This is a genomic window from Candidatus Hydrogenedentota bacterium (genome assembly GCA_016791475.1).
Taxonomy (GTDB): domain Bacteria; phylum Hydrogenedentota; class Hydrogenedentia; order Hydrogenedentales; family JAEUWI01; genus JAEUWI01.
In genome coordinates, this window is the sequence record JAEUWI010000046.1 from 17,116 (window position 1) to 43,956 (window position 26,841).

Annotated in this window: 18 protein-coding genes; 10 read left to right on the top strand and 8 right to left on the bottom strand. The window is 61.4% G+C overall.

Annotation, left to right across the window (positions count from 1 at the left end; all coding sequences use genetic code 11):
• Position 1: 1 nt before the first annotated feature.
• The 4 genes from JNK74_21000 to JNK74_21015 all read left to right on the top strand — a co-directional run bounded on the left by JNK74_21000 (position 2) and on the right by JNK74_21015 (position 7,560).
• On the top strand, positions 2 to 1,816 hold the full coding sequence (locus tag JNK74_21000; GenBank protein ID MBL7648662.1) for a PQQ-binding-like beta-propeller repeat protein: 1,815 nt from the start codon (positions 2 to 4) through the stop codon (positions 1,814 to 1,816).
• Complete coding sequence (nuoE, locus tag JNK74_21005) at positions 1,813 to 4,269, top strand: NADH-quinone oxidoreductase subunit NuoE (protein MBL7648663.1); 2,457 nt, start codon at positions 1,813 to 1,815, stop codon at positions 4,267 to 4,269. The genes JNK74_21000 and nuoE overlap by 4 nt, the downstream gene beginning before the upstream one ends.
• Positions 4,270 to 4,742: 473 nt before the next feature.
• On the top strand, positions 4,743 to 6,257 hold the full coding sequence (locus JNK74_21010; protein MBL7648664.1) for a (2Fe-2S)-binding protein: 1,515 nt from the start codon (positions 4,743 to 4,745) through the stop codon (positions 6,255 to 6,257).
• A 70-nt stretch (positions 6,258 to 6,327) separates the two neighbouring features.
• Entirely contained in the window at positions 6,328 to 7,560 is a 1,233-nt protein-coding gene (locus tag JNK74_21015) for a PQQ-like beta-propeller repeat protein (GenBank protein MBL7648665.1), read from the top strand.
• 8 nt (positions 7,561 to 7,568) lie between these two features.
• On the opposite strand, the gene JNK74_21020 is transcribed toward JNK74_21015, so the two are convergent.
• The 3 genes from JNK74_21020 to JNK74_21030 form a co-directional block, all read right to left on the bottom strand.
• Positions 7,569 to 8,255, bottom strand: a complete 687-nt coding sequence (locus tag JNK74_21020; protein MBL7648666.1) for a sulfite exporter TauE/SafE family protein — start codon at positions 8,253 to 8,255, stop codon at positions 7,569 to 7,571.
• Positions 8,255 to 8,734, bottom strand: a complete 480-nt coding sequence (locus JNK74_21025; protein ID MBL7648667.1) for a hypothetical protein — start codon at positions 8,732 to 8,734, stop codon at positions 8,255 to 8,257. The genes JNK74_21020 and JNK74_21025 overlap by 1 nt, the downstream gene beginning before the upstream one ends.
• A 232-nt stretch (positions 8,735 to 8,966) precedes the next feature.
• On the bottom strand, positions 8,967 to 10,280 hold the full coding sequence (locus JNK74_21030; GenBank protein MBL7648668.1) for a PQQ-like beta-propeller repeat protein: 1,314 nt from the start codon (positions 10,278 to 10,280) through the stop codon (positions 8,967 to 8,969).
• A gap of 253 nt (positions 10,281 to 10,533) precedes the next feature.
• On the opposite strand from JNK74_21030, the gene JNK74_21035 reads away from it, so the two are divergent.
• The 4 genes from JNK74_21035 (at position 10,534) to JNK74_21050 (ending at position 17,291) form a co-directional block, all read left to right on the top strand.
• Positions 10,534 to 11,826 (top strand): glycosyltransferase family 4 protein, encoded by a 1,293-nt coding sequence (locus JNK74_21035; GenBank protein MBL7648669.1) that lies wholly within the window; start codon positions 10,534 to 10,536, stop codon positions 11,824 to 11,826.
• A complete protein-coding gene (locus JNK74_21040) occupies positions 11,823 to 13,211 on the top strand; it encodes a PQQ-binding-like beta-propeller repeat protein (protein ID MBL7648670.1) in 1,389 nt (462 codons plus the stop codon). Before JNK74_21035 ends, JNK74_21040 begins: the two co-directional genes overlap by 4 nt.
• Before the next feature lie 127 nt (positions 13,212 to 13,338).
• Complete coding sequence (locus JNK74_21045; protein ID MBL7648671.1) at positions 13,339 to 14,028, top strand: ABC transporter ATP-binding protein; 690 nt, start codon at positions 13,339 to 13,341, stop codon at positions 14,026 to 14,028.
• Positions 14,028 to 17,291, top strand: coding sequence for an FtsX-like permease family protein (locus JNK74_21050; protein ID MBL7648672.1), 3,264 nt, complete (start codon positions 14,028 to 14,030; stop codon positions 17,289 to 17,291). The genes JNK74_21045 and JNK74_21050 overlap by 1 nt, the downstream gene beginning before the upstream one ends.
• A gap of 81 nt (positions 17,292 to 17,372) precedes the next feature.
• Here JNK74_21050 and JNK74_21055 read toward each other — a convergent pair whose 3' ends face one another.
• The 5 genes from JNK74_21055 to JNK74_21075 form a co-directional block, all read right to left on the bottom strand.
• Positions 17,373 to 18,278, bottom strand: a complete 906-nt coding sequence (locus tag JNK74_21055) for a hypothetical protein (GenBank protein ID MBL7648673.1) — start codon at positions 18,276 to 18,278, stop codon at positions 17,373 to 17,375.
• Between the two features lie 312 nt (positions 18,279 to 18,590).
• Positions 18,591 to 20,609 carry a right-handed parallel beta-helix repeat-containing protein gene (locus JNK74_21060; protein MBL7648674.1) on the bottom strand — a complete coding sequence of 673 codons (2,019 nt, stop codon included), beginning with the start codon at positions 20,607 to 20,609 and terminating at the stop codon, positions 18,591 to 18,593.
• A 52-nt stretch (positions 20,610 to 20,661) separates the two neighbouring features.
• Positions 20,662 to 21,075 carry a type II toxin-antitoxin system MqsA family antitoxin gene (locus tag JNK74_21065; protein MBL7648675.1) on the bottom strand — a complete coding sequence of 138 codons (414 nt, stop codon included), beginning with the start codon at positions 21,073 to 21,075 and terminating at the stop codon, positions 20,662 to 20,664.
• Position 21,076: 1 nt separating this feature from the next.
• Positions 21,077 to 21,409, bottom strand: a complete 333-nt coding sequence (locus JNK74_21070) for a type II toxin-antitoxin system MqsR family toxin (protein MBL7648676.1) — start codon at positions 21,407 to 21,409, stop codon at positions 21,077 to 21,079.
• Between the two features lie 89 nt (positions 21,410 to 21,498).
• Positions 21,499 to 23,844, bottom strand: a complete 2,346-nt coding sequence (locus tag JNK74_21075) for a DUF4838 domain-containing protein (GenBank protein MBL7648677.1) — start codon at positions 23,842 to 23,844, stop codon at positions 21,499 to 21,501.
• A gap of 170 nt (positions 23,845 to 24,014) precedes the next feature.
• Between JNK74_21075 and JNK74_21080 the strand changes: the two genes are divergently transcribed.
• Positions 24,015 to 25,298 (top strand): acetylxylan esterase, encoded by a 1,284-nt coding sequence (locus JNK74_21080; protein MBL7648678.1) that lies wholly within the window; start codon positions 24,015 to 24,017, stop codon positions 25,296 to 25,298.
• A 205-nt stretch (positions 25,299 to 25,503) separates the two neighbouring features.
• Positions 25,504 to 26,781 (top strand): acetylxylan esterase, encoded by a 1,278-nt coding sequence (locus JNK74_21085; protein ID MBL7648679.1) that lies wholly within the window; start codon positions 25,504 to 25,506, stop codon positions 26,779 to 26,781.
• Positions 26,782 to 26,841 lie beyond the last annotated feature (60 nt).

Consider the following 26,841-nt stretch of genomic DNA (forward strand, 5'->3'; position numbering starts at 1 on the left):
AATGCTTGAGAAACGGGAGTTTGACAAGAGCGATTTCTTCTGGCGTCTCTCGACGACAGTAACGATAGTATCGGGTCTGTTTTCGGTCATTATCTTTATCCTGCTCGCGGTGAATTACTTTCAGATCACCCGGCTGGATCCGGTTAATCATGAGTTGTTGACCGAGTTGCGCCAGACTTATGCATCCCTTCCCGAGAAGGACGAAGCGCTGGCCCAGCGAATTCGCGATTTGGATCTGATCACGCGCAGGGCTTTTTTCACGAGCCAGACCTTCCTGCAGGGCGGCGCGTGGATGATGCTCATCACGGTTTCGGTTTTCCTCATCGCCTTCAAGAATATGATTCGCTGGCGGCCCCATCTGCCGGAACTGGCGGATGTGCCCACGGCGGACAAAGAGTTCCTGGCTTATGCCCAGTCCCGCCATCTGATCACGTGGGCGGGCGTCGGGTTGCTTTTTGGAGGCATGATGACCGCCTACTTCAGCGAGAGCGCCCTGACGAAGGAAATGGTGGAGGCCGCGACCAGCGCGGCGTCCGCCGACGGTGCGGCGCCCGCCGACGGTGCGGCGCCCGCCGATCCCGCGGCGGCCCCGGCAGGCGATGCCGCCGCGGTGCCCGCCGTGGCCACGGTACCACCGCCCACGTGGGAGGAGATGCTGGTGAACTGGCCCAGTTTCCGGGGACCGGGGAGCAACGGGGTGGCCCATTTCACCACCGCGCCAACCACCTGGGATGTGGACGCGGGCACGAACATCAAGTGGAAAGCGGACTTGACGCTCCCCGGGAAGAACTCACCCGTATTCTGGGGCGGCAAGCTCTACATCAGCGCGGCGGACGAAACGACGCGCGAGGTATACTGCTACAATGCGGACACGGGTGAACAGCTCTGGAAACAGACGGTTCCGAACTTCCCCGGTACGCCGGCAGAATCACCCAAGGACGTGATGGAAGATACGGGCTTCGCCGCATCGACCATGGTGGCCCACGGCGATATGGCCTTCGCGATTTTTGCCAACGGCGATCTCGTGGCCTACAAGTCCGACGGCACCCAGGCCTGGGGGAAGAACCTCGGGGTGGCGAAGAACCACTACGGCTATTCATCCTCCCTGCTGGCCTATGACAAGCTCCTGTACGTGCAGTACGACGATTCGGAGAAGCCGAGGCTATTGGCCTTCGACACGGCCACGGGCAATGAAGCGTGGACCGTAAACCGCAAGAAGATTTCCTGGGCCTCCCCCATCTTCGCAAAGACGAATGTGGGCGATCACCTGATCCTCACTTCGGAAAAGGATGTGGACGGGTACAATCCGTTGACGGGCGCGCCGCTATGGACCGTGGAGTGTCTGGGCGGCGAAGTGGCGCCGTCGGCGGCCTACGCGAACGGCATGGTCTTTGCCGCGAACGAGTATGCCATGGCCAACGGCATCACCCTCGGCGGCACGCCGGAAGCGGTGGAGGCCACCGTGACCTGGGAGTTCGACGAACTCCTGCCGGAAGTCTCCAGCCCGGTGGGCGATGGCGAGCGGTTCTATTACGGCACCACGGTGGGCGATATCGTTTGCCTCGATGCGAAGACCGGTGAAAACCTGTGGACGCAGGAAGTCGAGGATGGCATAGACGCATCGCCAATTCTTGTGGGCGACCGGGTGTACCTCGCGGACAAGAGCGGCATCATGTATATCTTCCGCGCCAGCGCGACCTATGAGGAGCTTGGGAAACTGAAGCTCGGTTCGGCGTCCTATGCGACCCCGGCCTATCTGGACAAACGCATGTACGTCCGTACCCCGGAACAACTCTACTGTATCGAGGCGCCATGACACAGGACACACTGGAACTGGATATCAGCCACATCGATGCGATTGTGGAGGCGAAGGGGCGGGGCCCGGAGGCGGTAATCCCGATCCTTCAGGCAATCCAGTCGGAATACCGCTACCTGCCCAACGCGGCCCTGGAACGGGTGTGCGAACTGACCGATATTCAGCCCGCATCCATCGAGGGTGTGGCGACGTTTTATTCCCAGTTTCGCCGGGACCCCGTGGGTGAACACCTGATCAGTCTCTGCGATGGCACGGCGTGCCACGTAAAGGGCGCGGAGGATGTCCACGAGGCGATGGCGGAGCGCCTGAACCTCAAGAAAGGCGAAGACACCGACGCCGACCGCAAGTACACCATACAGAAGGTGGCCTGCATCGGGTGCTGTTCCCTGGCCCCCGCGATGCAGATTGACGGCGTCACCTACGCCAACGTGGCCCCTGATTCCGTTGCCGCCACGTTGCGCGATTTCGAGAATCGCGAGTCCAAGAAGGGGACGCTTGAGAAGCCCGTTCACCGCGAAGTGGTGGAAAACGGCGCGGAAATCCGCATCGGCCTGGACTCCTGCTGTGTGGCGGGCGGCACCGACCGCATCGAAGCCGCGGTGGAAGAAGCACTGGCCGGCATCCACTCGACCGTCCCCATCAAGCACGTGAGCTGCGTCCACATGTGCCACCAGGTGCCCGTGCTGGAAATCATTCAGGAGAACAAGGCCCCGGCCATGTACCTCCGCGTGACGGTGGACGACGTTCCGGGAATCATTGCGCGCCACTTCAATCCTCAGAATCCGTTGACCCGCCTGCGCTCTGCGGCGCTTCGCTGGGCCGACAGCCTCTATGTGGATGCGGACACGAGCGAGAACGCCGTGAAGCGCCATGACGGCAATGTGCGCGATCCCCAGGTGACCGCCTTCCTCGGCAATCAGATGCACATCGCCACGGAATACCATGGCGAGATGGATCCCTACAGCCTGGACGAGTACTTGAAGAAGGGCGGCTTCGCGGCGGTGGAGCGTATCCTCTTTGGCAAGTTGACCGGCGATGTGATGCTGTTCCGCCATCAGAAGAAATCCCTGCGCGACCTTCCGAAGAGCGACAAGGCCTGGACCGCCCAGCAGATCATCGACGAAGTGCTCGCGAGCGGCGTGCGCGGTCGCGGCGGCGCGGGCTTCCCCACAGGGAAAAAGTGGCAGTTCGTCCACGATGCGCCGGCGCCCACCGGCAAGAAGTATGTTATCTGCAACGGCGACGAGGGCGACCCCGGCGCCTTCATGGATCGCATGATCCTTGAGTCCTACGCGTACCGCGTGATCGAAGGCATGATGATCAGCGCCCTGGCCGTGGGTTCCGACGAGGGCATCCTCTATATCCGCGCGGAGTATCCCCTGGCGACAAAACAGATGCGCCGGGCCATTGAAGATTGCATGGAAGCGGGTATTCTCGGCGAGAATTTCATGGGTACGGGCCGCACCCTGCACCTGCGGGTGAAGGAGGGCGCTGGCGCTTTCGTATGCGGCGAGGAGACGGCGCTTATCGCCTCCCTCGAAGGCAAGCGCGGCATGCCCACGATGCGTCCCCCCTACCCCGCGATTTCCGGCCTCTACGGCTGCCCCACGCTGATCAACAACGTGGAAACGCTCTCGGTGATCCCTTGGATCGTGCGTAAGGGCGCGGCGGAATTCGCCAAGCTCGGCACGGAGAAGAGCAAAGGCACGAAGGTATTTTCGCTGGCCGGCAAGATACGCAATGGTGGCCTGATCGAAGTGCCCATGGGCATCACGATCCGCCAGATCGTGGAAGACATCGGCGGCGGCATCGCGAACGGACGGAAGTTCAAAGCGATCCTCGTGGGCGGCCCTTCGGGGGGCGTGATTCCCGCGTCCATGGCCGATACGCCCGTGGACTACGAGGCCCTTTCGCAGATTGGCGCCATGATGGGCTCCGGCGGCATGGTGGTGCTCGACGACTCCGACTGCATCGTGGAAATGGCGCGCTATTTCCTCTCCTTCACCCAGGACGAGTCCTGCGGCAAGTGTTCCCCCTGCCGCATCGGCACGATGCGCCTGAAGGAGATGCTCACGCGCCTTTGCAACGGCCAGGGCAAAGAGCAGGACATTGAAATGATGGAGGAGCTGGGCAAGGTCGTAAAGAGCCAGAGCCTGTGCGGCCTGGGCAAGACCGCGCCCAACCCGGTGCTGACGGCACTCATGTATTTCCGTGAGGAATTCGAAGCGCACATCGCGGGCCGGTGCCCGGCGGGCAAGTGCAAGCCGCTTATCGACTACTGGGTGGAGGACAACTGCATCGGCTGCACCAAGTGCGCCCAGGTGTGCCCCGTGGACTGCATCGAGTCCGCGCCCTACAAGATGCACCATATTGATTTGAGTATTTGCACGCGATGCGATTACTGCCTGGTGGCCTGTCCGGTGGACGCCATCAAGGCGGGCTCCCGGGTATAACGAGTCTATAAGAGAATATGTAACCCTCTAACCGCCTGAAGAAGTCATAAACGTTGGGCTCAGCATTTTTGCGGCCTATAGTCTAGCGTAGAACGCCCAATAGTTGTATGGTGACATAAAATTGAATCGCGCACCAACGTGGCTTAGCCTTCCAGGCTGAGACAAAGCCCATTTTGGATATCGACGGGCCTTGCGTATTGTTGGTGGTTGAAAGTCAAGAGACAAGAAAGAGGGCGACTCAAAATTTTAACGAGCGCTCTGCCTCAGCCTGGAAGGCTAAGCCACGTTGGCGCCCTTCCGCGCTTCAGGTTAACTTCAAAACGTATCAGATTGCAGGAGTGCCCAGTCGAATGGGTGCCACACGACATCGAAATGATGTGCCAACGCCGGTGGCGTAGCTTGAGAACGACCAAGTAGGTTAAATTTCGCCGTGATCGCTTCTGCAAACTGGCGGCTTCTAAACGGAGTAATTCATGCCCACCGTAACGATTAACAATCGAGCGATCGAAGTCGAGCCCGGAACGACGCTGCTGCAGGCGGCGCGGAAACTGGACATCGAGATCCCGACGCTGTGCTACTGGGAAGGGGTGCGCCCGATGAACTCGTGCATGCTTTGCACGGTGCGCAATACCCAGACGGGGCAACTCCATTCTTCGTGCTCCACGGTGGTGCAGGACGGCATGCAGATCGAGACGGACACGGGCGATGTGTGCGAGGCGCGCAAGGAAGTGCTGGAGCTGATCCTCAGCGAGCACATTGGCGACTGCGAAGCCCCCTGCACCCACACCTGCCCCGCTTCAATGAACATTCCGGTCATGATGCGGCAGATCTATGACGGCGATTTCGCCGACGCGGCCTACACGATCCACAACGGCCTGGTCATTCCCTGGACCCTGGGCTATGTGTGTCCCGCGCCCTGCGAGAACCCCTGCCGCCGTAAGAGCTACGACGAGACGATGAAAATCCGTACGCTGCATCGAAATGTGGCGGAGAAATCACTCAAGGAGAATCCTGAACTGCTGGAGTGCCCGCCGGACACGGGGAAGCGCACGGCCGTTATCGGTGCGGGTGCGACGGGTATGGCGGCGGCCTGGGTCTTCCGCAAGGAGGGCCACGCCGTGGTCGTCTATGAAAAAGACGACAAGGCCGGCGGCAAGCTGCGGGAATTGCCCGACGACAAGCTTCCCAAGGAAGTACTCGATACCGAGATCGATTTCATCACCCGTTTGGGCGTGGATTTCCGCTATAACCAGAAAGTGGACGCGGAGATGCTGGAGGCGATCCGCGAAGAATACGATGCCGTGGTCATTGCATGCGCGGGCCTGGGCAAGGCGGGTGGCAAGGTTTTCGAGGCGAAGGAGCACAAGCTCACGGTGATGGCGGTGGGCAATGGCAAGACGGCGGCCGCGTGGGCCAACCGCTACATGGTCAGCGTGGATGCGAAGCCGGAGCCGGAGCTTTTCCAGTCGAAGATTGGCAAAATGGTGAAGGCGGAGATGGAGGCCATGCGCGATCACAACGAAAATAAAGAGGCGATGCTGGTGGTTCCCATCACCACCGAGGAACCGCTGGCCGATTCGCGCAAAGAAGCCGGGCGGTGCCTCCACTGCGACTGCCGCAAGCGCGTGACCTGCACCCTGCGCAAGTGGTCCCACGTGTACAACGCGGAGCAGCGCAAGTACAACACGACGGAGACCAAGGATGTTCGCTACCTCGGTCTGGGCGGCGACGTCTACCTGGAGCCGGGCAAGTGCATCCGGTGCGGCCTGTGCGTGGAAATTGCCAACATGCACGGCGAGGATATCGGCCTGGCCTTCATCGGCCGCGGTTTCGATATGGAAATCAAGGTGCCCTTCAATCGGAGTCTCGACGAGGGCCTGCGCAAATCCGCCGCGGCGTGTGTAGCGGCGTGTCCCACGGCGGCTATCGCCTTCCGGAACAAGGAAGACATCGAAGGGTGTCACACGACGGTTTGGATTGAACTCTAACCGAGCGATCTCGCAGTAGCGCTGGCGCGTTCAATTCACAAGCAATCTCAAGCAAACAGGGCGGGTCATCATGGTGCGATTTCTTCTGCTGGGTCTGGTCGCGTTGGGTCTCTATGGAACGGCACACGGCGGCGACGCCCGCCAGTTTCGCGGACCTGATCGCGATGGAAAGTTTGACGAGAAGGGACTGCTGAAGGCGTGGCCCGAGGGCGGCCCGGAGTTGCTCTGGGAAATTGACCTCATCGGCATGGGCTACGCCTCCCCCACCGTCGTCGGCGACACCATCTATGTGCCCGGCATGATCGAGACGAACCAGGGCTATCTCTTTGCGCTCTCCCTCGACGGCCAAGAGAAATGGCGGCTGAATTACGGGCAGGAAACGGAAGATTCGCAGGCACCAGGCGCACGCTCCACCCTCACGGTGGATGGCGCACACGGATACCTTATGTCGGGCCTGGGCGTCCTCTACAAGATCGACCTTGGCGCGCCGGCCATCACATGGCAGGTGGACCTGTTGAAGCGCTTCCAGGGGAAGCAGATTCAGTGGGCAATCGCAGAATCCCCGCTGGTCGATGAAAAGCTGGTGTATTGCATGCCCGGCGGACCCGACGCCGCCGTCGCCGCGCTGGACAAAGCAACCGGTGAGACCGTCTGGACTACCAAGGACTTCGGGGATGCCTCGGCTTATTGCTCGCCCAACATCATCGTCCACAACGGGCGCCGTATCCTCGTAAGCATGACGGGCAAGGGACTCGTCGGCGTGGACGCGGCAAGTGGCGAGGTGCTGTGGACCCGCGACCATCCAGATCAGTGGGATATTCACGCCAACACGCCCGTGTACGCCGACGGCATGCTCTATTTTGTTGCCGGCAGCAAGGTGGGCGGCGTCATGCTCAAGCTCTCCGACGATGGCACGGAGCTGACCGAGGTATGGAAAGACACGGCACTGGATACCCTGCACGGCGGTGTGGTGCTTCATGAAGGCTATATCTACGGAACGGCCCATCGCTCGGGCAGGGAAATGCTCTGTCTCGAGCTCAAGACCGGCAAGATCATGTGGCGCACGCCGGAGGTTACGGAGGGGGCGCTTGTCTATGCGGACGGCATGCTCTACAACTACGAGGGGCCGATGAAGGGCGTCGTGAGTTTGATCAATGCGTCGCCGGAGGGCTTCGAGCGCACGGGGGAATTCAAGGTCACGAAGGGCGAGGCGAAGCACTGGGCGCACCCGGTGGTGGCGAATGGGACCCTGTATATTCGGCGCGGCGAGTATCTCTGGGCCTATGATGTAAAGGCGAAGTGATCCGTCTTTCACCAGAGCACCAGTGAATAGGCCAGCGTAAAGTAGAAACCGACGGCGATTGAAATGACGCCGGCGGTTTTTCGCAGCCACCACTCGACGCGGTTCACGCCGCGCACCACGCGCCCGACACGATGGGCGGCGAAACCCACGAGGTAGACTACGATTACCACGGGGAGGGATACGCCCAGTGAGAAGGCCAGCGGGAGATACACACAGGAATGGTGCAGAACCGCCATTTGGATGAGCCCGCCGAAGAAGAGGGCGGCGGAGGTGGGGCAAAAGGACAAGGCCAGAAACAGCCCCAACACGGTCGCACTCCACAGACCGCCGCGGCTGGCATAGCGCACGGCCCAGGCCTTGAGGCGTCCCCGGTGGAGTTTCACCGAGACCAGTTCCAGCAGAAACAATCCCATAATCATGAGGATCGGCCCCATCAGGCGAAACAGATACTTCTGGAGACCCTGCGACACCACCGGCGCCGTCACGAGACTGCTCACGACCAGTGCCGCCAGTATCACGAAGGCCAGCGCCTGCCCCAGGGTGTAGCAGCCACCGGCCAGCAGCAACGTTCGCGGCCGCTCGATACGTCGCGCGATAAAGCTGATGGCGGTGACGTTGGTGGCAAGCAGACACGGGCTGATCGACGTCATGATGCCCAGGACAAAGGCCGGTCCGGCGGCGAAGACCCAGTCCATCAGTCCGCCTTCTCGCGTCCATCGAGCGCGGCCCGCACCTCGCCGCGCACGTAGTTCATGTAAGCCTCCTTATCGTACACCAACTCCCAGATGCGGCTCAGGCTTCGGTACTCCGTCTGCCGCCCCCCCTCAAAACGGACCAGCACCACGGCCTTGGTATAAAGCCGGAATTCGTCAACGAAATGGGTATTGGCGGCAAGGTCAACGTCCACGCGGCGCCACTCAACGCGCCCGCGCGTCAGATCGTTCTTGAAATGAGCCTCCAATACCTCGCGGGTGTACACTTCCAGGTTCTGACATGTCGTGCAGTCCTTTCCCATGTCCATGTAATACACGATCAGCTCCGTAACGGGAGAGGCCGGCGCAGGGTCGACGGCGCCCGACGCCGCACCTTCGGACAGGACCACATAGGCCATACTGCCGAGAGCAAACAGAAGCACCAGCGTGGTAAAAAGCGATTGGAATGATTTTTTCGGCATGGTAGCCACGGTATGTTGTACCCCGGCGCCGCGCAGCGCGGGCGGGGCTGCAAGTGGAAATGGGTGCGCATCGAAACCGCATTGGCGAGCGACCACTATTCATTCGCCATACGGACCCGCACGGTGTCATCCGTGGCAAAACGCGTCCAGTATACCGCGCCCGGTCCCGCTGCCGCGAAACAGGATAATAGGCCTTACCCTGACGGCGCCATTCGATTCACAGGTTCCGCGCTTACTTGTTTCCAATGCAATAGAGTGTATCGGAGGTCCGAATGAAAAGCTTGCCATGGGCGATGGCCGGGGTGGACTTGCATTCGTGCCCACCGAGATTGTTTCGAGAAAGGATGGTGAGGCCGTCGCCGATTCCCGCCGTGATCACCTGACCGCTCTCGGTCATGACGTACATCTTGTCGTCGGCAACCACGGGCGAAGACCAGATACGGCTGTCGGCCTCCAGATCGCCCAGCCAGGCGGGCGCCCCCGTCTTCACATCGAGGCAGAAAACCTTGCCCTGGACGTCATTGAGCAGGATCACGCGGTCCTTATAGAAGATCGGGTTGGGTACGTCGGTGGTCTTTTCATCGTAAATCCAATGGGATTCCGTGTAGGCGAATGACTTGCCGGGCTGAGGCAGAATGGCGAAGGCGGCCTGGCCTCGGGGTTGCACGCCGATGACATATTCGCCCGCCGCCATGGGTGACGGGATCAGGCGCCACATCTTGCCTTTTTCCGGGTTGTGATTCTGCCGCCAGAGCTCCTTACCCGTGGTCGCGTCGTGGCCGATAACGTAGTTGCCGCCCTGGCTCAGGATGGCGGCCGTGTCGCCGAATTCGTAAGGCATGGGGCTGGAGTAGGAATCGAAGGCCTCGTCGCCGCCGTCGCTGGAACGGTGGGCTTTCCAGACTTCCTTGCCATCGGCCGGGTCGAGGCAGAGAATGTGCGAGGTCTCATCGGTGAACTCTTCCAGCTCCCGACGCTCCCACTGACCGCGCATGATGGCAATGTACAGCTTGCCCTTGAAAAAAAGCGGTGTCGAGCTATAGCCGAATTGCTGATTGATGGGGCCATACTCCGCGACCAGGTTCTTGGACCACTTCACGTTGCCGTCGAAATCGGACGCGATGAGATCGCCCGTGCCAAACATGAAATACACCGTCGTGCCGTCGCTCACGGGCGAGGGCGAGGCCAGGGTATTGCGCCGGGGCTGCTCGGCATCCTTTACGAAGGTCTTTTCCCAGAGGAGCGCTCCCGTGTCCCGGTTAAAGCAAAGGCCGAGGAGGGATTTCATATCCGCACTGTTGGACACGCAAAAGATGCGTTCTCCCACCACGATGGGCGACGCGGAACTCTGGCCCGGCATGGGGGTTTTCCAGAGGATATTGTCCTGGGTCCAGGCCCCGGGCAGGTTGGTGGCATCCGCGGTACCGTTGTGGTTTGGTCCACGCCAGTGGGGCCAGTCGTTGGCCGGAGCCATGCCCGCCGTGGCGAGGGCGACCCCGAAAACGAGACCGCGAAAGGCCTGGCGGATAAAACGGTGGAAGCGCATTGGTAAAACCCTCTGTGAATTTCCACCGGCGAAGTACCGGTGGTCTGCCTGTAATTAGCGGCGCTGCCGCCGCGTGGCTTATAATGGACTTGGGTGCCATGACGGATCCCGCTGCGAAATAGCAGGCGCCCAGCCTTGAATACAACTCTAAAGGAACGGCGCCCGTTCCTTCAACATGGCGGCCCCGCGTTGCCCGGCAGGCATGCCGCCCCAATGCAGTGAGCAGTAGAAATCGGAAGGAGTCCCAGCGCAGATGAAGATTGTTTACATCGTACCGGGAACGGGGGGCACATTCTACTGCCAGAACTGCATGCGGGATATCGAGTTGGTCCGGGCGCTGCGGCGTATGGGCCACGACGTACTCATGATCCCGGTCTATCTGCCGGTGCTCATCGACTCGGGCGAGATCGGCAAAGGCGTCCCCGTGTTCTTCGGCGGCATCAATTGCTACCTCCAGCAGAAGTTCTCCCTTTTTCGTTACACACCGCGCTGGATGGATCGCCTCTTTGACACATCGTGGATGCTGCGAAAAGCGGCGAAACAGGAAGGTACAACCGAAGCGGCCGGACTCGGACCCATGACCCTCTCGATGCTTCAGGGGCCGGATGGCAACCAGAAGAAGGAGCTGGAGCGCATGATGGCCTGGCTGGTGGAGCAGGAGAAACCGGATGTCATCCACCTCTCCAATGCGCTGCTGCTGGGGATGGCGCGCACGCTTAAGCAAAACCTGAAGGTGCCCCTGTTTTGCAGTCTGCAGGACGAAATGCCCTGGCTGGACGCCATCGACGATCCCTATAACCGGCTTTGCTGGGACGCCATGACCGATTGCAGCCGCGATGTGGACGCGTTTGTGGCGGTGAGCCAGTGGTACGCCGATGAAATGGCCGTGCGGATGGCGCTTACACCGGAAAAGATTCAGGTAATCCATCTGGGCATCAAGTGCGATGACATTCCCAAAGCGCCCATGACCTTCGAGCCTCCGGTGATTGGATATCTTTCGAAGATGACCGATTCCCTCGGGCTGGGTCGACTGGTGGACGCCTTTATTCATCTGAAGCAGCACCCGCGCCTCAAAGATCTCAAATTGAGGGCGACCGGGGGCCAGGTCGGCTCGGATGCCACGTACATCAAGTGGCTCAAGCAGAAGTTGCACAAGCACGGCTTCGAACATGATGTGGAATTCATGGAAGAATTCGATATCGAAACACGCCGCGAGTTCATCCAGTCTTTGTCGGTCATGTCGGTTCCGGCGCCCGAGGGCGAGGCCTTCGGGCTGTTCATCATCGAAGCGAACGCCGCGGGCATTCCGGTGGTGCAGCCGAGGGCGGGGGCCTATCCCGAAATCGTGGGGGCGACGGGTGGAGGACTGATTTACGACGGCCATGACCCTGAGGCCTTGGCCAAGTCGCTGGAAACCGTCCTGCTGGACGCGGAAGCCGCACGGGCTCTGGGGGCGAAAGGTCGTGAGGCCGTGGCGAAGAAATTTTCAACCGAGCGGATGGCCAACGACACCATCGCGCTGTATTCGAGGTTCGCTGTTACATGAAAGACAAAATCATTTCGATGGCGCCGTTTTTCGTCATTCTGGGTATCGTGCTGGTCTGGGGATTCATGCAGGGATGGTTCTCCCCCGCCCCGGCGTCGGAAGAAGCGCCTGATGACGTGGCGGCGATTTCAGGAACAGCAGAGCCCGCAGGGACGACGACCGAACCGGTACCTGCCGCGCCCCCCGCGCCTGTGGAAACTGCGCCCGCCGCTTCGACGCCCCCGGTCCCCGCGCCGACTGCGGTGCCCACACCACTCGCCGCGGCTCCGGTCGTGGCGGCGAACGAAGCCCCTGCAACGCTGTGGTCCACCTATCACGGCGACGCCAATCTGGCCGGCGTGGCCGCAGGCACCCTCCCGGATGCGCCCGCGCGACTCTGGCGCTTTCAGACGAGCGCCCCGCTTTTCTATGGCCCGGTCTCCTCGGCGTCGATGCTGCACTTCGTGAACAGCCACGGCGAGATCTCGACGGTGGACTTCACGGGGAAGAAGATCTGGTCCAAACAGCTCACGCGGAAATCGGTCAACGACGATACCGAGCAGAATGCGCGGGTGGACGGTCCTTTGTGCTGCTTCGACTCGACGCTCCTCGTGGGGACGATGGCGGGCACGATCTACGCCTTCGACGCGGCAACGGGCAATGAGAAGTGGCGGCATGAAATGGGCAGCCCGGTGCTGGGTTCCATCACCTATCAGCCCGCCAGCGCCACCCAGCCCCAGGCGCGGGTCTATGTCATCGGTCAGGACGACGGCGCGCTCCATTGTCTTTCCTTTGCCGATGGAACGCCCCTGTGGAAAAGCGAACCCATTGATCGCTGCGACGGCTCACCCGCCGCGGGCGACGGTGTGGTCTCCTTCGGGAGCTGCGCCTCGGCCCTTCATGTCGTGAGTGCCGAGGACGGCGCGATTCTGAAAAATATCGCCATCGGAAAGGAATCGCAGGTAGCGGGCGGCGTGGCCATCCGGGGCAACTCGGTGTTTTCCGGCACGCACGCGGGCGAGTTGATCCACGCCAATCTGACGACCGGCGAGATCGTGTGGACCAATACCGATTGCGTGGCGGAAGTCTTCACCACGCCGGCGGTCAGCACGGACAAAGTCATCTACGGCGGCATGGACGACACCGTTTACGCGGTGGAGCGCGCCACCGGTAAGAACGTGTGGAAATTTGATGCCAAGGGTATGCCCGGTTCGGCGGTAATTGTGGGCGACAAGGTGGTGGTAACGGCAAACGGCGTGCTGTACCTGCTGGCGCTGGCCGATGGAAAACAGCTTTGGTCCTACGAAGTCAGCGATGAAATTACGCCGCCTTCGATCATCAACGGGATGATCCTCGTCGGCGGCAAAGATGGCTCGCTGTCGGCCTTTGGGGCGGCGCAGGGCTGAGGCCGAAGTCATAAGACGGATAGGACCGATAGGACAGATTGATCCAATCGGTCCTATCGGTCGTATCGGTCCTGAACGTTATGGCCACGGCACCATTTGCCGTTTGAGACACTGAAAGGAATACCCAGTGACCACACCAGGCGCCTTGCTTGAACTCAACGACGTCTCCAAGACCTACAACGAGGCCGACGCGTCCACCGCGATCCTGAAGGGCGCCTGCCTTTCCGTTTCCGCTGGGGACTCCCTCGCGATTGTCGGGCCTTCCGGTTGCGGCAAGAGCACCCTGCTCAACCTCATCGGTCTGCTGGACTCGCCCAGCGGCGGCACGCTCCAGTTCAAGGGCGAACGGCTCGACGGCTTTAATGAAGAGCAGCGCGCGGCCTTTCGCAATCGCTCCATTGGCTTTGTGTTCCAGCACCACCACCTGCTGCCCCAGTGCACGGCGCTGGAGAATGTGCTGGTGCCCACGCTGGTGAGCAAGGACGCGACAAACGCCGCCGAACGCGCGGAGAAACTGCTCGTTCGCGTAGGCCTGAAGGATCGCATTCATGCGCGACCCGGCCAGCTCTCCGGCGGCGAGCGGCAGCGCGTGGCGGTGGTAAGGGCGCTCATCAACCAGCCGGCGTTGCTCCTGGCCGACGAACCCACGGGCTCCCTCAGCCACGAAGGCGCGGATGCCCTCGCTACCCTCATGCTCGAATTAAACGCCGAAGAAGGCATGGCGCTCATCGTGGTGACTCACTCCATGGACGTGGCGCGACGCATGGCCCAGGTCTATGAACTTGCCGACGGCAAACTGCGCGGGAAGGCGGCCTGATGTTTTCTCTGATCCGCAACAGCCTCCGCCACTATTGGCGTATGCACCTCGGCGTGCTCGCGGGCGTCACCTTGGCCGCCGCCGTGCTGACTGGCTCGCTGCTGGTGGGCGATTCCGTGGACTACTCGTTACTCCGCTTCGCGAAGCAGCGCCTGGGCAACATCGACCACGCCATCAGCACACGCACCCAGTACTTCAGCCAACGCGTGGTGGAAGCCATCGGCTCGGACGCGAAGATCTCCACGGCGGGCGCGCTGCAATTGCGCGGCATGGCCATCCGACAGGGTGCCACAACCGATGACCGCCGCCAGATCAACCGCGTCGAAGTCATCGGCGTCGGCGAGGACTTCTGGAAACTGGCGGCGGACTCCACGCTGGCCCTCGGCCCCAACGAAACGGCGCTCAACACGAAACTGGCCGAGGCGCTGGGCGTGACAGAGGGCGGCGAGGTGGATCTGCGCATGGAGAAGCCCTCGCTGCTGCCCCGTGACGCCGGTCTCTCCGTGCGCAATGAAGATCGCTCCGTGCGCCAGACCTACACGGTCAAGAAGGTGCTCAGCGATGACGAAATGGGCCGCTACAGCCTTTCCGCGAGTCAGATCGCGCCCTACAACGCTTTCGTGAATCGAGACGCGCTTCAGGCCCGGGTGGCGCTGCCGAATCGCATCAATCTGCTCTTTGCCAGCGGCGAATTGGCCGACGACGCGCTCGATGAAACCCTCGCCCGCGTGTGGACACCCGAAGACATCGGCCTGGCTTTCGACACGCACCCGAGCGGCGTGGTGCAACTGAAATCGGAGCGTATCTTCATTCCCGCGGAACTTGCCAGCGCCGCGCAGGAGATTCCCGGCGCGCAAGGCACGCTGACCTATCTCGTAAATGGATTTTCGAAAGGCAACCTCGCTACCCCCTATTCCTTCGCCGTTGCGGGCGCGGTGCCCCCGGAGATGAAGGACGATGAGATCATCATCAACCGCTGGATGGCGGATCAGATCCAGGCTGCTATCGGCGACACGATCACCATGACATACTCGGCCCTGCTGCCCTCGAACAAGTTCGAAGAGCGCAAGCGCGATTTCAAGGTGAGCGCCATCCGCGAGATGGCCGATCTCGTCTCTGAAAAGGAGCTCACGCCTGTCTTCCCCGGCCTCACGGACGTGGACAGTTGCGCCGACTGGGATGTGGGCATGCCCATGGACGAGGAGAAGCTCAACGACAAGGCGAACGAGGACTATTGGGACGCGTACAAGCAGACGCCCAAGGCCTTCGTGACGCTGAAGACCGGCCAGGAGCTCTGGGGCAACCGCTTCGGCGATCTCACGAACGTCCGCTTCCCCGCCGCGCCCGACACTATCGCAAGAGTGAGCGATCACCTGAAGCAAAACGCCGACCCCGCGCGGACGGGTCTCGTCTTCATCCCCGTGGAGGCGCAGGCCCTCGCCGCCGTGCAGAAGGCCATGGACTTCGGCGGCCTCTTCATCGGCATGAGCTTCTTCCTGATTGTCGCGGCGCTGCTGCTGACCGGACTGCTCTTCGTCTTTGGCATCCAGCACCGTATCGAGCAGATCGGCATGCTGTTGGCCCTCGGCTTTCGACACAAACAGGTGCGGCGGCTCTTTCTCGCCGAAGGCGCGATTGTGGCTGTAGCGGGTTCCATTCTCGGGGCGGTGTCGAGCACCTTCTATACCCGCGGACTTCTCCACGGCCTCGCAACGTACTGGCAGGGCGCGCTGGCGAATTCCTCCATCCAATACCATGCCACCTTCGGCAGCATCGTAGTGGGCGCGGTCATCAGTCTGGTGTGCGCGCTCGTCACCATGTTTTTCGCGTTGCGGAAGTACATGAAGAAACCGGCACGCGAACTGCTCTACATGGACTTCTCTCAGTCCCTCGAAACGAGTCGCGAAGGCCGGGGCCGCCGCGCCACGCTCTACCTCGGCGTCGGTGGTGTTGTCCTCGCCGCGCTTATCATGGCGTTACCCCTTGTCATCGCCGTGCACAACGCCGCCCTCCTCGGATTCGGCGTGGGCACCCTCCTGCTCCTTTCCGCGTTCTGCCTGTGTCGCTGGAAGTTGATGTCCATGGACCGCGCGCAGGGGGGGCGGCCCTTCACCTTCACCGCGCTGGCGCTGCAAAACGTGTCGCGTCGTCGCGGGCGCAGCCTGGCCACCATCGCGCTGCTCGGCGGCGGTGCATTCATGGTCTTCGCCGTGTCCTCCATGCACGAAGATCTCTATGCCTCCGCCCACCTTCGCTCGTCCGGCACGGGCGGCTACAGCCTGCTCGCGGAATCCACCTTTCCCCTATTGGAAAAGCCCGAGTTCATCGTGAAAAGCGATACCCTGTCCGCCGCCGCCATCAAGGTGCGCGATGGGGACGACGCAAGTTGCCTGAACCTGAATCACTCGCAACAGCCAGGTGTGCTCGGCGTAAACGTGGCCGAATTCGCTGCGCGCAAGGGCTTCGCCTCGGAGGATGCGGCTGCGGAACTGTGGGAGCGCCTCAACGTGAAGCTGGAGGATGGCGCCATCCCTGCGCTCGCGGGTGATGCGAACACGGCCATGTGGACGCTGAAGAAAAAGACAGGGATTGAGAAGGGTGACTACCTGATCTATCAGGACGAAAGCGGCGCTGAGGTGAAGGTCAAACTCGTGGGTGCGCTGCCCATGCGGCTCAGTGTATTCCAGGGCAAGATCCTCATGAGCGACGAGAACTTCACGCGCCTCTTCCCCGCCGAGGACGGCTACCGCATGCTCCTGATCGACGCGCCCGCCGACGCCATCGAATCCACCATCCAGAGCCTCAATCGGGCCTATGACCGCTTCGGTCTCGACGCCATCCCGCCCGTGGAGCGCATCCTCGAATTCTACGCTGTGGAGACGACCTACCTCGCCATGTTCCTCGTACTTGGCGGGCTGGGCCTTGCCATCGGCAGCGTGGGTATGGGGGTGGTGGTACTGCGCAACCTCCTTGAGCGACGCGGTGAACTCGCGATGCTCGGCGCGCTGGGCTACCCCCACCCCGCCATCATTCGCATGCTCTACATCGAGTACGGTTTTCTGCTCGTCGCAGGTTTGGGGACGGGCATCGTCGCGGCGTCCCTGGCGATTATTCCATCCTTCTTCGCCACGAATTCCCAGGTCAACGTGGGCACGCAGGTGCAACTGGCCCTGCTGGTCTTCATCGTGTCCGTCGGCTGCACCGCCACGGCGATTGTGCTGGGATTCCGCCGAGAGCGCTTCGATGCGTTGAGAATAGAATAGCGGGAGCGCGGGTTTTCATACCCGCGTCTTGTGCAGCCAAGCTGCACAACCAATCACGGACTGGAAAGTCCGTGCTCCCGCTTACCGCGCGAACCAGCGCATGGCGTAGCGCCCGTTGCTGCGGTTGAATTGCAGGGTGTACGGATCGTTCAAGAGTCGCGCGCAGTAGCCGTCGGTGCGGGGCATGAGCCAGCCGAAGTCCCAGCCCTGGCTCGTATAGCGCAGGGGGACGGCGGGCTTCACGCGCACGGTGGGGATGGTGCCGGCGATGAAGAGCTTCTGCGCGGTGTAGTAATAGGCCGAGCCGACGTTCACGAAGATTTCGTGGTCGGTGGTGGTTTCCCCTTCCTTTGTGAGGTCGGCGCACAGGCCACGAATGGCCACCTTCAGTTCGCAGCCCTGGGTAAAGGCGTCGCCCAGGGCGTCCACTGAGCCATTTACGACCGATCCGTCCGCGTTGTGCGATAGCAGCTCCTGCCAGTCATCGCGCACGAGGTAGCGGAATACATTGAAGTCGTAAATAAAATTGCTGCTGGGTGCGTTGGTACCCGCGTCGAAGCTGTCCTGCTGGTGATACTTCGGCATGGCCGAGTGATCGTCCAGCGGCGAAGGGCCAGGCGCGCCCATGGCGGGTGGCCCGTCGAGAAAGGGGCGCGCGATCGCCTGTTGTCCATCCTGGTTATACATGAAAAAGGACATGGAGGGGCGCGGCCCGAAGCCGTCGGGCAGGCTGATGGGCTGGCGCAGGGTCATGATACCCGCGACGGCCCTGTCTTCCAGCAGATAGGTCGTGCGAAACTCCGCCACCTCGCGAATCAGTTCGTCGCTGTTGGAGTCTGTGTCGATGTGTTCGTTGTGGATGAACTCAGTCTGCACCTGGAGGTCTGCACCACGGCGAATGGCATCGGCCAGGGCGGCGTTGCTTCCGGCGGTGACGTTGCGCTGGGAATCGAGCGCAACGGCGCACTTCCATTTGGATTGGAACACGGGATGCTCCTTTGCCTGGTTGGCGGATGGGGATTCGGCTTTGGTCTCGTTTCCAAAGGCGTTGGCGATGGGCCAAAGCGCGGCGGTGGCCGCAGCGCCCTTCAGCACGGCGCGTCTTCCGGGTTTGTTGGATGGGTTCATTGACTACCTCCTCGCAACGATACGTGTATTAACCCGTTCGAAGTGAAACTTTGGAACGGCGGGAGCGCGGGTTTTCTTACCCGCGTATCGTGCAACGAAGTTGCACGATTTAATCTCAAAAAACGGTGCGCCGTAGGCGCATACACGGGTAGGAAAACCCGTGCTCCCGCTTTACTCGACCACCGTGCGATACTCATCCACCATCAAACCAATCTCGTCAAAAGGAATCGGCTCGAAGCCGGGAATCAGTCCGAAGAGTTCCGCATCCTCTTTCAGGGCGAAGTTCTGGGCCTTGTAGTCCACAAAGCCGGGATCTTCCTGGGTGATGAAGCTGTCCTTCACGGTCCAGTTTCCGTTGACCAGGTTCTTGGTTTTCACGGCTACGTTGCGCGCGGCGTGGTTCAGGCGCAGGCCGCTTTCGTACTCCATGTAGCCCTTCAGCTCGGGATAGCGCTCGGTGAAGGGCGCTTTGGTGATGTCCACCTCTTCCAGCAGTCTACCCTGCCAGAGGGGCTCGCTCAGCCACTGCTTCCAGAGGGCGTCGGGCCAGGGCGCGGAGCCCAGGGCAAGGCCGCATTCGATGAAGATGTTGTTGGTCACGATATTGTCGTGCCCGCCGTGGTTGAACACCGCGCCGAAACTGCCGCCCGAGGCCTTGTAGAAGACATTGCCATGTACCGTCTGGCCGCCGTCGCCATCGTCGAAGTAGATCGCGCAACTGCCGTGGGCCATCTTGCTGCCTATTTCGTGCCAGTAGTTGTGACGGATGACGGTGCCGCGATCCGAAGGATTGCGGCCCATGTAGAAAGCGCCGCAGTCGTCGGAATTCATGCTGACGTGGTGCACGTCGTTGAACTCAAAGACGTGGTCATTGCCGGACACGAGAATGGCCTGATGGGGCGCGTCGTTGATTTCGTTGTGGGCCACGTGAATGCCCACGCCGGCCATGACGATGTTGTACGCGGCGGTGCGCATGCGCTCGGACACGCGGTAGATGTGATTGTTCACCACGCGATGTCCGGAGAGCGTGAGGGTCTTCCGGTCACCGCCGCTGATGCTGAGGCCGCCGGTGCCGTTGTTGTAGATGTCGCAGCTTTGCACGGTGTGGTTCGTGCCGCCGTCAATCACGGCGCCGATGAGGCCGGCGTTGCGGAGGGTACAGCCGGCAAGGGTCACGCCTTCGCCGCCCGTAACCGAGAGTGCGTTGCCCGCGCTGTATTCGAAGGTGATCCCCGTGAATTGAAGATGGGACGCGCCGTTCAACGCAACCAGCGGCTCCGCGGTGAGCGAGAGGACGATTTCGCCACCGTCCAGGGTGGCGGGCGGCCAGAAATAGAGCACTTTGGCGGCGCGATCAATGTAGTACTCGCCCGGGACGTCGAGCTCCTCCAGCAGATTCACCGCGCGATAGCGGCGCGGCGCGGGGTTGCCGCTGCCAATGCCGTAGACGTGCTGCGAACCCAGGGTTATCTGGCGCGTAGCGGGATCGATGGACTTCACGCGGATGGTCTCGGAGGCCCAGTCGAAGCACCAGTAGCCTTCGAGCCAGAGATCGGCCACGTTGGCCCAGCGCGCCTGATGATCGCCGCTGTAGGTAAAGACGCCGAGGGCATCCGAAGCAAAGTTGCGCCAGGGCGCGGGCCCGCTCTCAACGATGGTTTCGATTTCCGCCCAGCCCTCGTTGGGCCACTGGGCCAGGGTCATGCGCGCACCGTTGAAGAAGAGCTCCGGCACGGGTTGGGCGCTGCGGAAGGCATCGGGCACATCGCCAAGCGTAGCGATGGCGGAAAGGTCCGCCTGCCGCACGGTTGCGCGGCCCTCCTCCGGGATGCGTGCCAGTGCGGCGGCATCACTCACTGCCATAAACGCCTCACCCGCAAGAAAGTGTCCCCCATGGAGCCGGGCCTTGCCGGTGTTTACGGCGCGGTAAGCAATGGGGGCCGCCGCCGTGCCGCTGTCTTCTGCGCTAAAGGGGACGGACCTCGGGTGGATATAGTCGCCATCGTGCAGCCACACGGTATGGGGCCCGACGCCGGCGGCCCGCACGGCATCGCGCGCGGCGCCGAGGGAGGCCAAGGGCGCGGCTTCGGTTCCTGGATTGGTGTCGTTGCCTGCAGGGGCGATGTGAAATTCTGCGGCCCAAGTGCTGAGGGTGCCCAGTGTGAGTACCAATGCCAAAGCGAAGCGCATTGGATGTCCTTTCTTTGCGGCTGGAAATTGCCCGTCTTGCGAGCGGCCCTGGTCAGGTCAGCACATGCTGCCTGGCTTTGACTCTCGCTGCGAGGTCCTTGCGTATCGGCAAACGGGAACCACCAGCGACCACGTAGCGCAGCCGCCCTTCGTCCATCATTTTGTGAATACCCTGTACGGTAACGTGCATGGCCGCCGCCGCCTCCTTGACGCTGACGAGTTCCGCCGCCACGACCCGTTGTGCGTCGTACTGGGCCATATGCTGCGCCAACATCCGCGAAATGGTCCGCTCTGAGGTCTGGGACCAAAATCCTTCTCCGCAAGTTTCGCAAAACTGGCCATCCAGGCCTGTGATATCGAGGGGTGGATACCCCTTCGGATTATAACGTTCGTCTTGCCCCTTCAAATGGCGCATACTCTTTTTTTCGCCGCAAGCGGGACAATCGATCCATTGCTTCTCGCGCATCTTAATCGTCCTCCAGGGATTTGAATGAGATTACTACCGTCATGATGTCTACTATCTGTACTTTTACGTAGGCCGGTATTCCACCTACATCGGGGCGATAGACATCCTGCCAAATTGCTGAATCCCGCAGCATTGTCATAGATTTGAGAAAGTCCGAATTGTCCAAACTCAGAATCGCCTCTGCGATCTCGGCCGGTTCAGAGAATCCAAAATCGTTCGTCGCGCATCGCATCGCCGTTCGGGTAACGCGATAGCCACCCTCCCGGATGAGCGCTTTAATCCGGGCCAGTGGATAATGTGGCTTTCGTTTCTCCTTAGAGAATTTTACCTTAATCGGTTTAAGTTTTCAACTCAAAAACCATCATTGGAGGCGGGTCTTCCGCAAACGGTGCGCAATTTCGAACTAACGCACCTTCATCTTCCCTATTTCGGACTCCACAAAAACACCCGGCGGTGCAGGCCGCCGCGAACGCTTCGACCGGGCATCTCCAGATCGACGAGCACCGCGACGCTGTTCTTCTCGCCGGGGCGGATCAGATCGCTGACGTCCACGTCGAAGGAGTACTTCGACTTGGGCGCGCCGCTGCGCGTGGGCATGTCAGACTGGACCGGCCGCATCACGCCGTTGACCCAGACCCAGACCGCGGTGTTGTAGACGCCGCCAAAGGTGAGCCTATACGCCGTCCCTTCGCTTGCGGCGGGCACGTCGAACTCGGTGCGGTACCAGGCCTTGCCCCAAAGGTTCCAGCTCTTCTCGTCCTGGTAGCCCTGGGTCTCCCAGGATTGGGTGACGTCGATGGGCTTCCAGCCGCTTTCCACGCCGGGGAGATACCACTGATAGAGCGTGCCGATGTCTTCCGGGTCCGGCTTGAATTCCCACTCGCGGGGCAGCATGGCCACGAGGGTACCTTTGGCGCCCGAAGTTCGCTCCCGGAGGTCCCGATAGATCTTCAGATGGGTCTCCAGGCTTGAGGACTCGGCCACCGCTATTTCCGGGGCGATGGGAAGCAGCCCCGTGCGAATGGCAGACGCCTCCTCGCGCAGGGCCAGCATGCCTTCGCCGTGGTGGATGGCGGCGGCGAAGTTGCCCTCCACCACCGCCGTCTCCATGGCCAGGAAGGCCATCATGTGGTCGTGGGCCAGTCGCAGCACGCGAACGCGCCCTTTAAAGGGTTCGTCTACTGCATTTTCCGTGGCGGAGGCCATGAGGGCGTCCAGCTTATCCTGAACATCGGACAGAATGAGGCGCCACTGCATGAGTTCGCCCCAGCGTTCGTGGGTGGTGGTAGCCTCGACGGCGTCTTCAAGGGTCCAGATGTACTTTTCAATCGCTTCACCAGCGGGGCCGTAGAACTGCTGGCAATACTCGCGCACAAGCGCATCCACGTCGGCGTCGGCGTCCCACATGAGACGGGCGCGGACATAGTAGTTGAGATGGGTCACCATCCAGGCATTGTTGCCCTCGGTCCAGAAGCCCCATATGCCCTTATCGCGAAACCAGGGCAGATCATGCTTCAGGCAGTGGAGCGCGGGAAAGGGCAGATTATCCACGGCCTTGCCGGGGTCGTAGTCATAGATGATGATGGGGTCGGGGGCATCGGTCCAGCGTTCCAGCACCTGCTGGTAGTGGATGCGCTGCCAGCACCGCGGGTCGCCCGTGCGGTGGATGTTGCAGGTGCCCAGCATGGCGGACTGGATGCCCAGATTGGGCGAGAGCGGCCCGGTGGATTCGGGCGGACGCACGCGGTTCGCATAACCATTGGTGAGCACCCAGCGCTCGGGGAATTCCTTGTAGACCTCGGCGGCGACCTGATTGGCGAAATGGAACCACAGATCGCTCAGGCTCGGATCCCCATAGCCCTTGCCCACAAACCCCGGAAAGAAGCGCTGACAATTCGCGCAATAGCACATGGGATGACCGTCAGGCGGCGCAAAGCCGAAGGTGAGCATGTCCGGGTCCGCGCGGAAGGCCCTCTTGATCGTCTCCGCACCGATGCGCACGCCCTCGGGCTCGGTCATGCACATCATGTCGCGCAGGCGCTCGCCTTTCTCGTCGATGGCATAGATCTCGGGGTGGGCGTCGAAATACTCGTCGGCGGGCGCGAGGAGGCTGATGGAGCCATCGCCGGGCAGGCTCAGGTCTAGCTTGCTGAGTTTGTTGCGGTCGTACCACTGGGCAAAGTCCGCACGATCTTCCTCGCTGACCGGCATCCAGCCCGAATACCAGATGTCGCGGATTCGGAAACTCGGCTTTTCCATCCGATCGATTTCGCCAATCTTTATGGTGGCGCTTGAGGGCAATACTTCGCCGAAGGTACCAGGAAAAAACCAGCGACAACCAAGATCCTGCTCCAGAAAGTCATAGACGGCGAAGAGTGTGCCGCTGTAGTTCCAGTCTTCATTCCCCGCAAGCACCAGGTTGGAGCCCTCGGTCTTGACGATAATTGCCTCTTCGTTCATTTCAGGGGCATGACCCGACGGAACCTCGATTCCGAGTGCTTCCACGGCTTTGCTCCGACCCACGAGAATTCTGGGACCATCGCCCGGCTCGGACTCATGGACAATGGGCAGTGCTGCTCCGCTGATACGCCCGAGTATTTCGCTGAGTGCCCGGGCGCCTTTCAGGGCCTGCTCCGTAGGCGCATCCGCGACCACAATACGGGCGCGAGGCTTTCCCCCCTCCGCTATCATCATGTCCGCACGCACCGTCGCTGCGCCAGGCAACACGATGCCGACAATGGCCATCAATGTCCAAATTTTATCGCGCATGATCATGAGAGGCCTCCAGGGTCCGGGTCCGATTGCACCGTCCTCGATTGTGGCAGAGCACCGCGGTGGATTTCCAAGTACAGACTGGCGCAATTTTGCCATCCACACATCGTTGACGCCCTCCCCACCCGTTGTTATACTCCCGGGCATCAATCAACCGGAGAAGCCCCATGACCCAATTCCTCCCACGCGCATTTACGTTGGCTGTCTTCCTTGTACTGGCCGGATGGCCATCATTCGCACTAAGCCCCTATACGTTCTCCGTGCTGACCGATCGTGAGGACGCCCTCTACAAGGTATCGGATCCCGTCACGTTTCGAATTCAGTTGCTGAAGGACGGAACACCGGTGACAGAAGGTGAAATCGGAATTGAACTCGGCAATGACGGCTCGACCGTAATCAAAAGCGGCACACGCCCGTTGAGTGTCGAGCCTGTTATCGTCACCGGGACGCTGGATCAGCCAGGCTTTCTCCGCTGCACCGCCACCTTTGCCGCGCCCGATGGGGAGAAGGTGGTCGGCCTGGGCGGAGCGGGGCTCGATCCCCTGAACATCAAACCGAGTATGCCGGTGCCCGATGATTTCGATGCCTTCTGGGCCGCGAAGAAAGCAAAACTGGCCGAGGTTCCCATGAATCCCAGGCTCACCCCCGTAGAGTCCACCCTGGCGGGCGTGAAGGCTTTTGACCTGCAATTGGACTGCCTGGGCGGCGCGCCGGTCTCCGGGTACTATTGCATGCCGGAGGGCGCGGCGCCGAAGTCGCTCCCGGCCACGCTGGTGGTGCATGGCGCGGGGGTGCGCAGCTCGATTCTGCGGCCCGAGCTGGCGGCCGAGGGCCTGCTGGTGCTCGACATCAATGCCCACGGCATTCCCAATGGCCAGCCCGACGAATTTTACAAGAACCTCAACGAGGGCCGCCTGAAGAATTACCGCCAGCATGGTCGCGAAGATCGCGAGACCATCTATTTTCTCGGGATGTACTACCGGCTTATGCGGGCGCTGGATTTCCTCACGGCACAACCGGAGTGGGACGGAAAGTTTCTGGTTGTACAGGGCACCAGCCAGGGGGGAGGGCAGTCCCTCGTTGCTGCGGGGCTCGACCCGCGGGTGACGGCGATTGCGCCGGGGGTGCCCGCCATGTGCGATCACTCGGGTGTGATCAATGGCTGGCCGCGCATCGTGCCTCGGGATGACGCGGGCAAGCCCGACCCGAAGATTCTAGAGGTGGCGCGCTACTATGACGCCATGAACTTCGCCGCGCGAACGAAGGCCGAGGCGCTGGTGTCGGTGGGCTTCATCGACAATACCTGCCGCCCCACGACGGTGTATGCGGCGTACAACAACCTGCAGGGGCCGAAGAAGATCTTTAACATGCCGCTGATGGGCCACAAGAACGCGCCGGAATGGGATGGCATGGTGCTGGAGATGATCAAGGCGCATGTGGGGAAACAATGAAGGACGAAGGACGAAGGACCTAAGGGACCTAAGGGACCTAAGGGACGATTGACTGAACCATTGACCCACAGGTAAGTCCACAGCACGCTCCTGCCGTAGGTCCTTTGAGTCCTTTGTGTCCTTTAAGTCCGTCGTCCTTCGTCCCCTTGAGTGATCGACGGTCCCTTGCTATACTCGCCAGACCAAAACCAACTGGAGAGCCCCCATGTCCGCTTTTGTCCCCCGCGCTTTTTTTCACCTCATCGCGTTTGCCCTGCTGACCTTCACCGCCGCCGCGCAGGATGGGGTGGTGGTCTCGGTCGCCACGGATCGTGAAGACGCCCTCTACAAGGTGGGTGAAACTGTGACCTACACGATTACCGTGAAGAACAACGACGTACCCGTAACCGAGGGCGAGGTGAATATTGAGCTGAGCCAGGACGGCATCACCCAGGAGCGCGTAACCCGTCCCCTCTCGGCGGCCACGATCACCAGCACCCTCAAGACGCCCGGCTTCCTGTGGTGCATCGTCAGTTATGCGGGGGCCGATGGCAAGGCGACGGTGGGCTATGGCAGCGCGGGCTTTGACCCGCTGGACATCAAGCCCAGCCTGCCCGTGCCCGATGACTTTGACGCCTTCTGGGCGGAGAAAAAGGCCAAGCTGGCCGAAGTGCCCATGAATGCGAAGCTGACGCCGGTGGAGTCTCCGGCCGAGGGCGTGGAGTGTTTCGACGTGCAGCTTGATTGCCTCGGCGGTGCGCCGGTGTCGGGTTACCTGACGCGACCCGTTGGTGCGAAGCCGAAGAGCCTGGCGGCCATGCTCTTCGTTCATGGTGCGGGCGTGGTCAGTGCGCGGAAGCAGCCGACCATCGCGGCGGAGGGCGTGCTGGCGCTGGATATCAACGCCCACGGCATCCCCAACGGGCAGCCAGCGGAATTCTATAAGGAACTTTCGGCGGGCAAGCTTAACGGCTACCCCCACTTCGGCAAAGACGACCGTGAGACCTCGTACTTCCTGGGCATGTACCTGCGCCTCATCCGCGCGATGGAGTTCCTCGAAGCGCAGCCCGAGTGGGACGGCAAGATTTTGATGGTCGAAGGCACCAGCCAGGGCGGCGGCCAATCCCTTGCGGCCGCTGGACTCAACTCGAAGGTGACACTGCTCTGCGCCGGTGTGCCCGCCATCTGCGAGCATACGGGCGTCATCGCCGGGTGGCCGCTGCTGGTACCGCGCGATGAAGCGGGCAATCCCGATGCGAAAGTATTGGAAGCTTCGCGCTACTTCGACGCCATGAACTTCGCGGCCCGGACCAAAGCCGACGCGCTGGTGTCGGTGGGCTTCATCGACGGCGTCTGCCGCCCCACCAGCGTCTACGCGGCCTACAACAACCTCCGGGGCAAAAAAGAAATGCTCAACAAGCCCCTGATGAACCACGCCGTGGCCCCGGAGTGGGACGCCATGGTGCTGGAGAAGGTGAAGGCGCAGATTGCAGCGCGCAAGTAGGGACTGACGCACCCAGGATCACTACAAAGATCTTCGGGAAGCCAGACTCAACGAGCGCAA

What these genes read in the sequence shown, in the direction of transcription:
- JNK74_21030 (MBL7648668.1), bottom strand. Translation starts at nt 10,280, where the DNA reads ATGCGCTTCCACCGTTTTATCCGCCAGGCCTTTCGCGGTCTCGTTTTC.
- JNK74_21085 (MBL7648679.1), top strand. Translation starts at nt 25,504, where the DNA reads ATGTCCGCTTTTGTCCCCCGCGCTTTTTTTCACCTCATCGCGTTTGCC.
- JNK74_21020 (MBL7648666.1), bottom strand. Translation starts at nt 8,255, where the DNA reads ATGGACTGGGTCTTCGCCGCCGGACCGGCCTTTGTCCTGGGCATCATG.
- JNK74_21010 (MBL7648664.1), top strand. Translation starts at nt 4,743, where the DNA reads ATGCCCACCGTAACGATTAACAATCGAGCGATCGAAGTCGAGCCCGGA.
- JNK74_21000 (MBL7648662.1), top strand. Translation starts at nt 2, where the DNA reads ATGCTTGAGAAACGGGAGTTTGACAAGAGCGATTTCTTCTGGCGTCTC.
- JNK74_21080 (MBL7648678.1), top strand. Translation starts at nt 24,015, where the DNA reads ATGACCCAATTCCTCCCACGCGCATTTACGTTGGCTGTCTTCCTTGTA.
- JNK74_21040 (MBL7648670.1), top strand. Translation starts at nt 11,823, where the DNA reads ATGAAAGACAAAATCATTTCGATGGCGCCGTTTTTCGTCATTCTGGGT.
- JNK74_21050 (MBL7648672.1), top strand. Translation starts at nt 14,028, where the DNA reads ATGTTTTCTCTGATCCGCAACAGCCTCCGCCACTATTGGCGTATGCAC.
- JNK74_21075 (MBL7648677.1), bottom strand. Translation starts at nt 23,844, where the DNA reads ATGCGCGATAAAATTTGGACATTGATGGCCATTGTCGGCATCGTGTTG.
- JNK74_21025 (MBL7648667.1), bottom strand. Translation starts at nt 8,734, where the DNA reads ATGCCGAAAAAATCATTCCAATCGCTTTTTACCACGCTGGTGCTTCTG.
- JNK74_21060 (MBL7648674.1), bottom strand. Translation starts at nt 20,609, where the DNA reads ATGCGCTTCGCTTTGGCATTGGTACTCACACTGGGCACCCTCAGCACT.
- JNK74_21065 (MBL7648675.1), bottom strand. Translation starts at nt 21,075, where the DNA reads ATGCGCGAGAAGCAATGGATCGATTGTCCCGCTTGCGGCGAAAAAAAG.
- nuoE (MBL7648663.1), top strand. Translation starts at nt 1,813, where the DNA reads ATGACACAGGACACACTGGAACTGGATATCAGCCACATCGATGCGATT.
- JNK74_21035 (MBL7648669.1), top strand. Translation starts at nt 10,534, where the DNA reads ATGAAGATTGTTTACATCGTACCGGGAACGGGGGGCACATTCTACTGC.
- JNK74_21015 (MBL7648665.1), top strand. Translation starts at nt 6,328, where the DNA reads ATGGTGCGATTTCTTCTGCTGGGTCTGGTCGCGTTGGGTCTCTATGGA.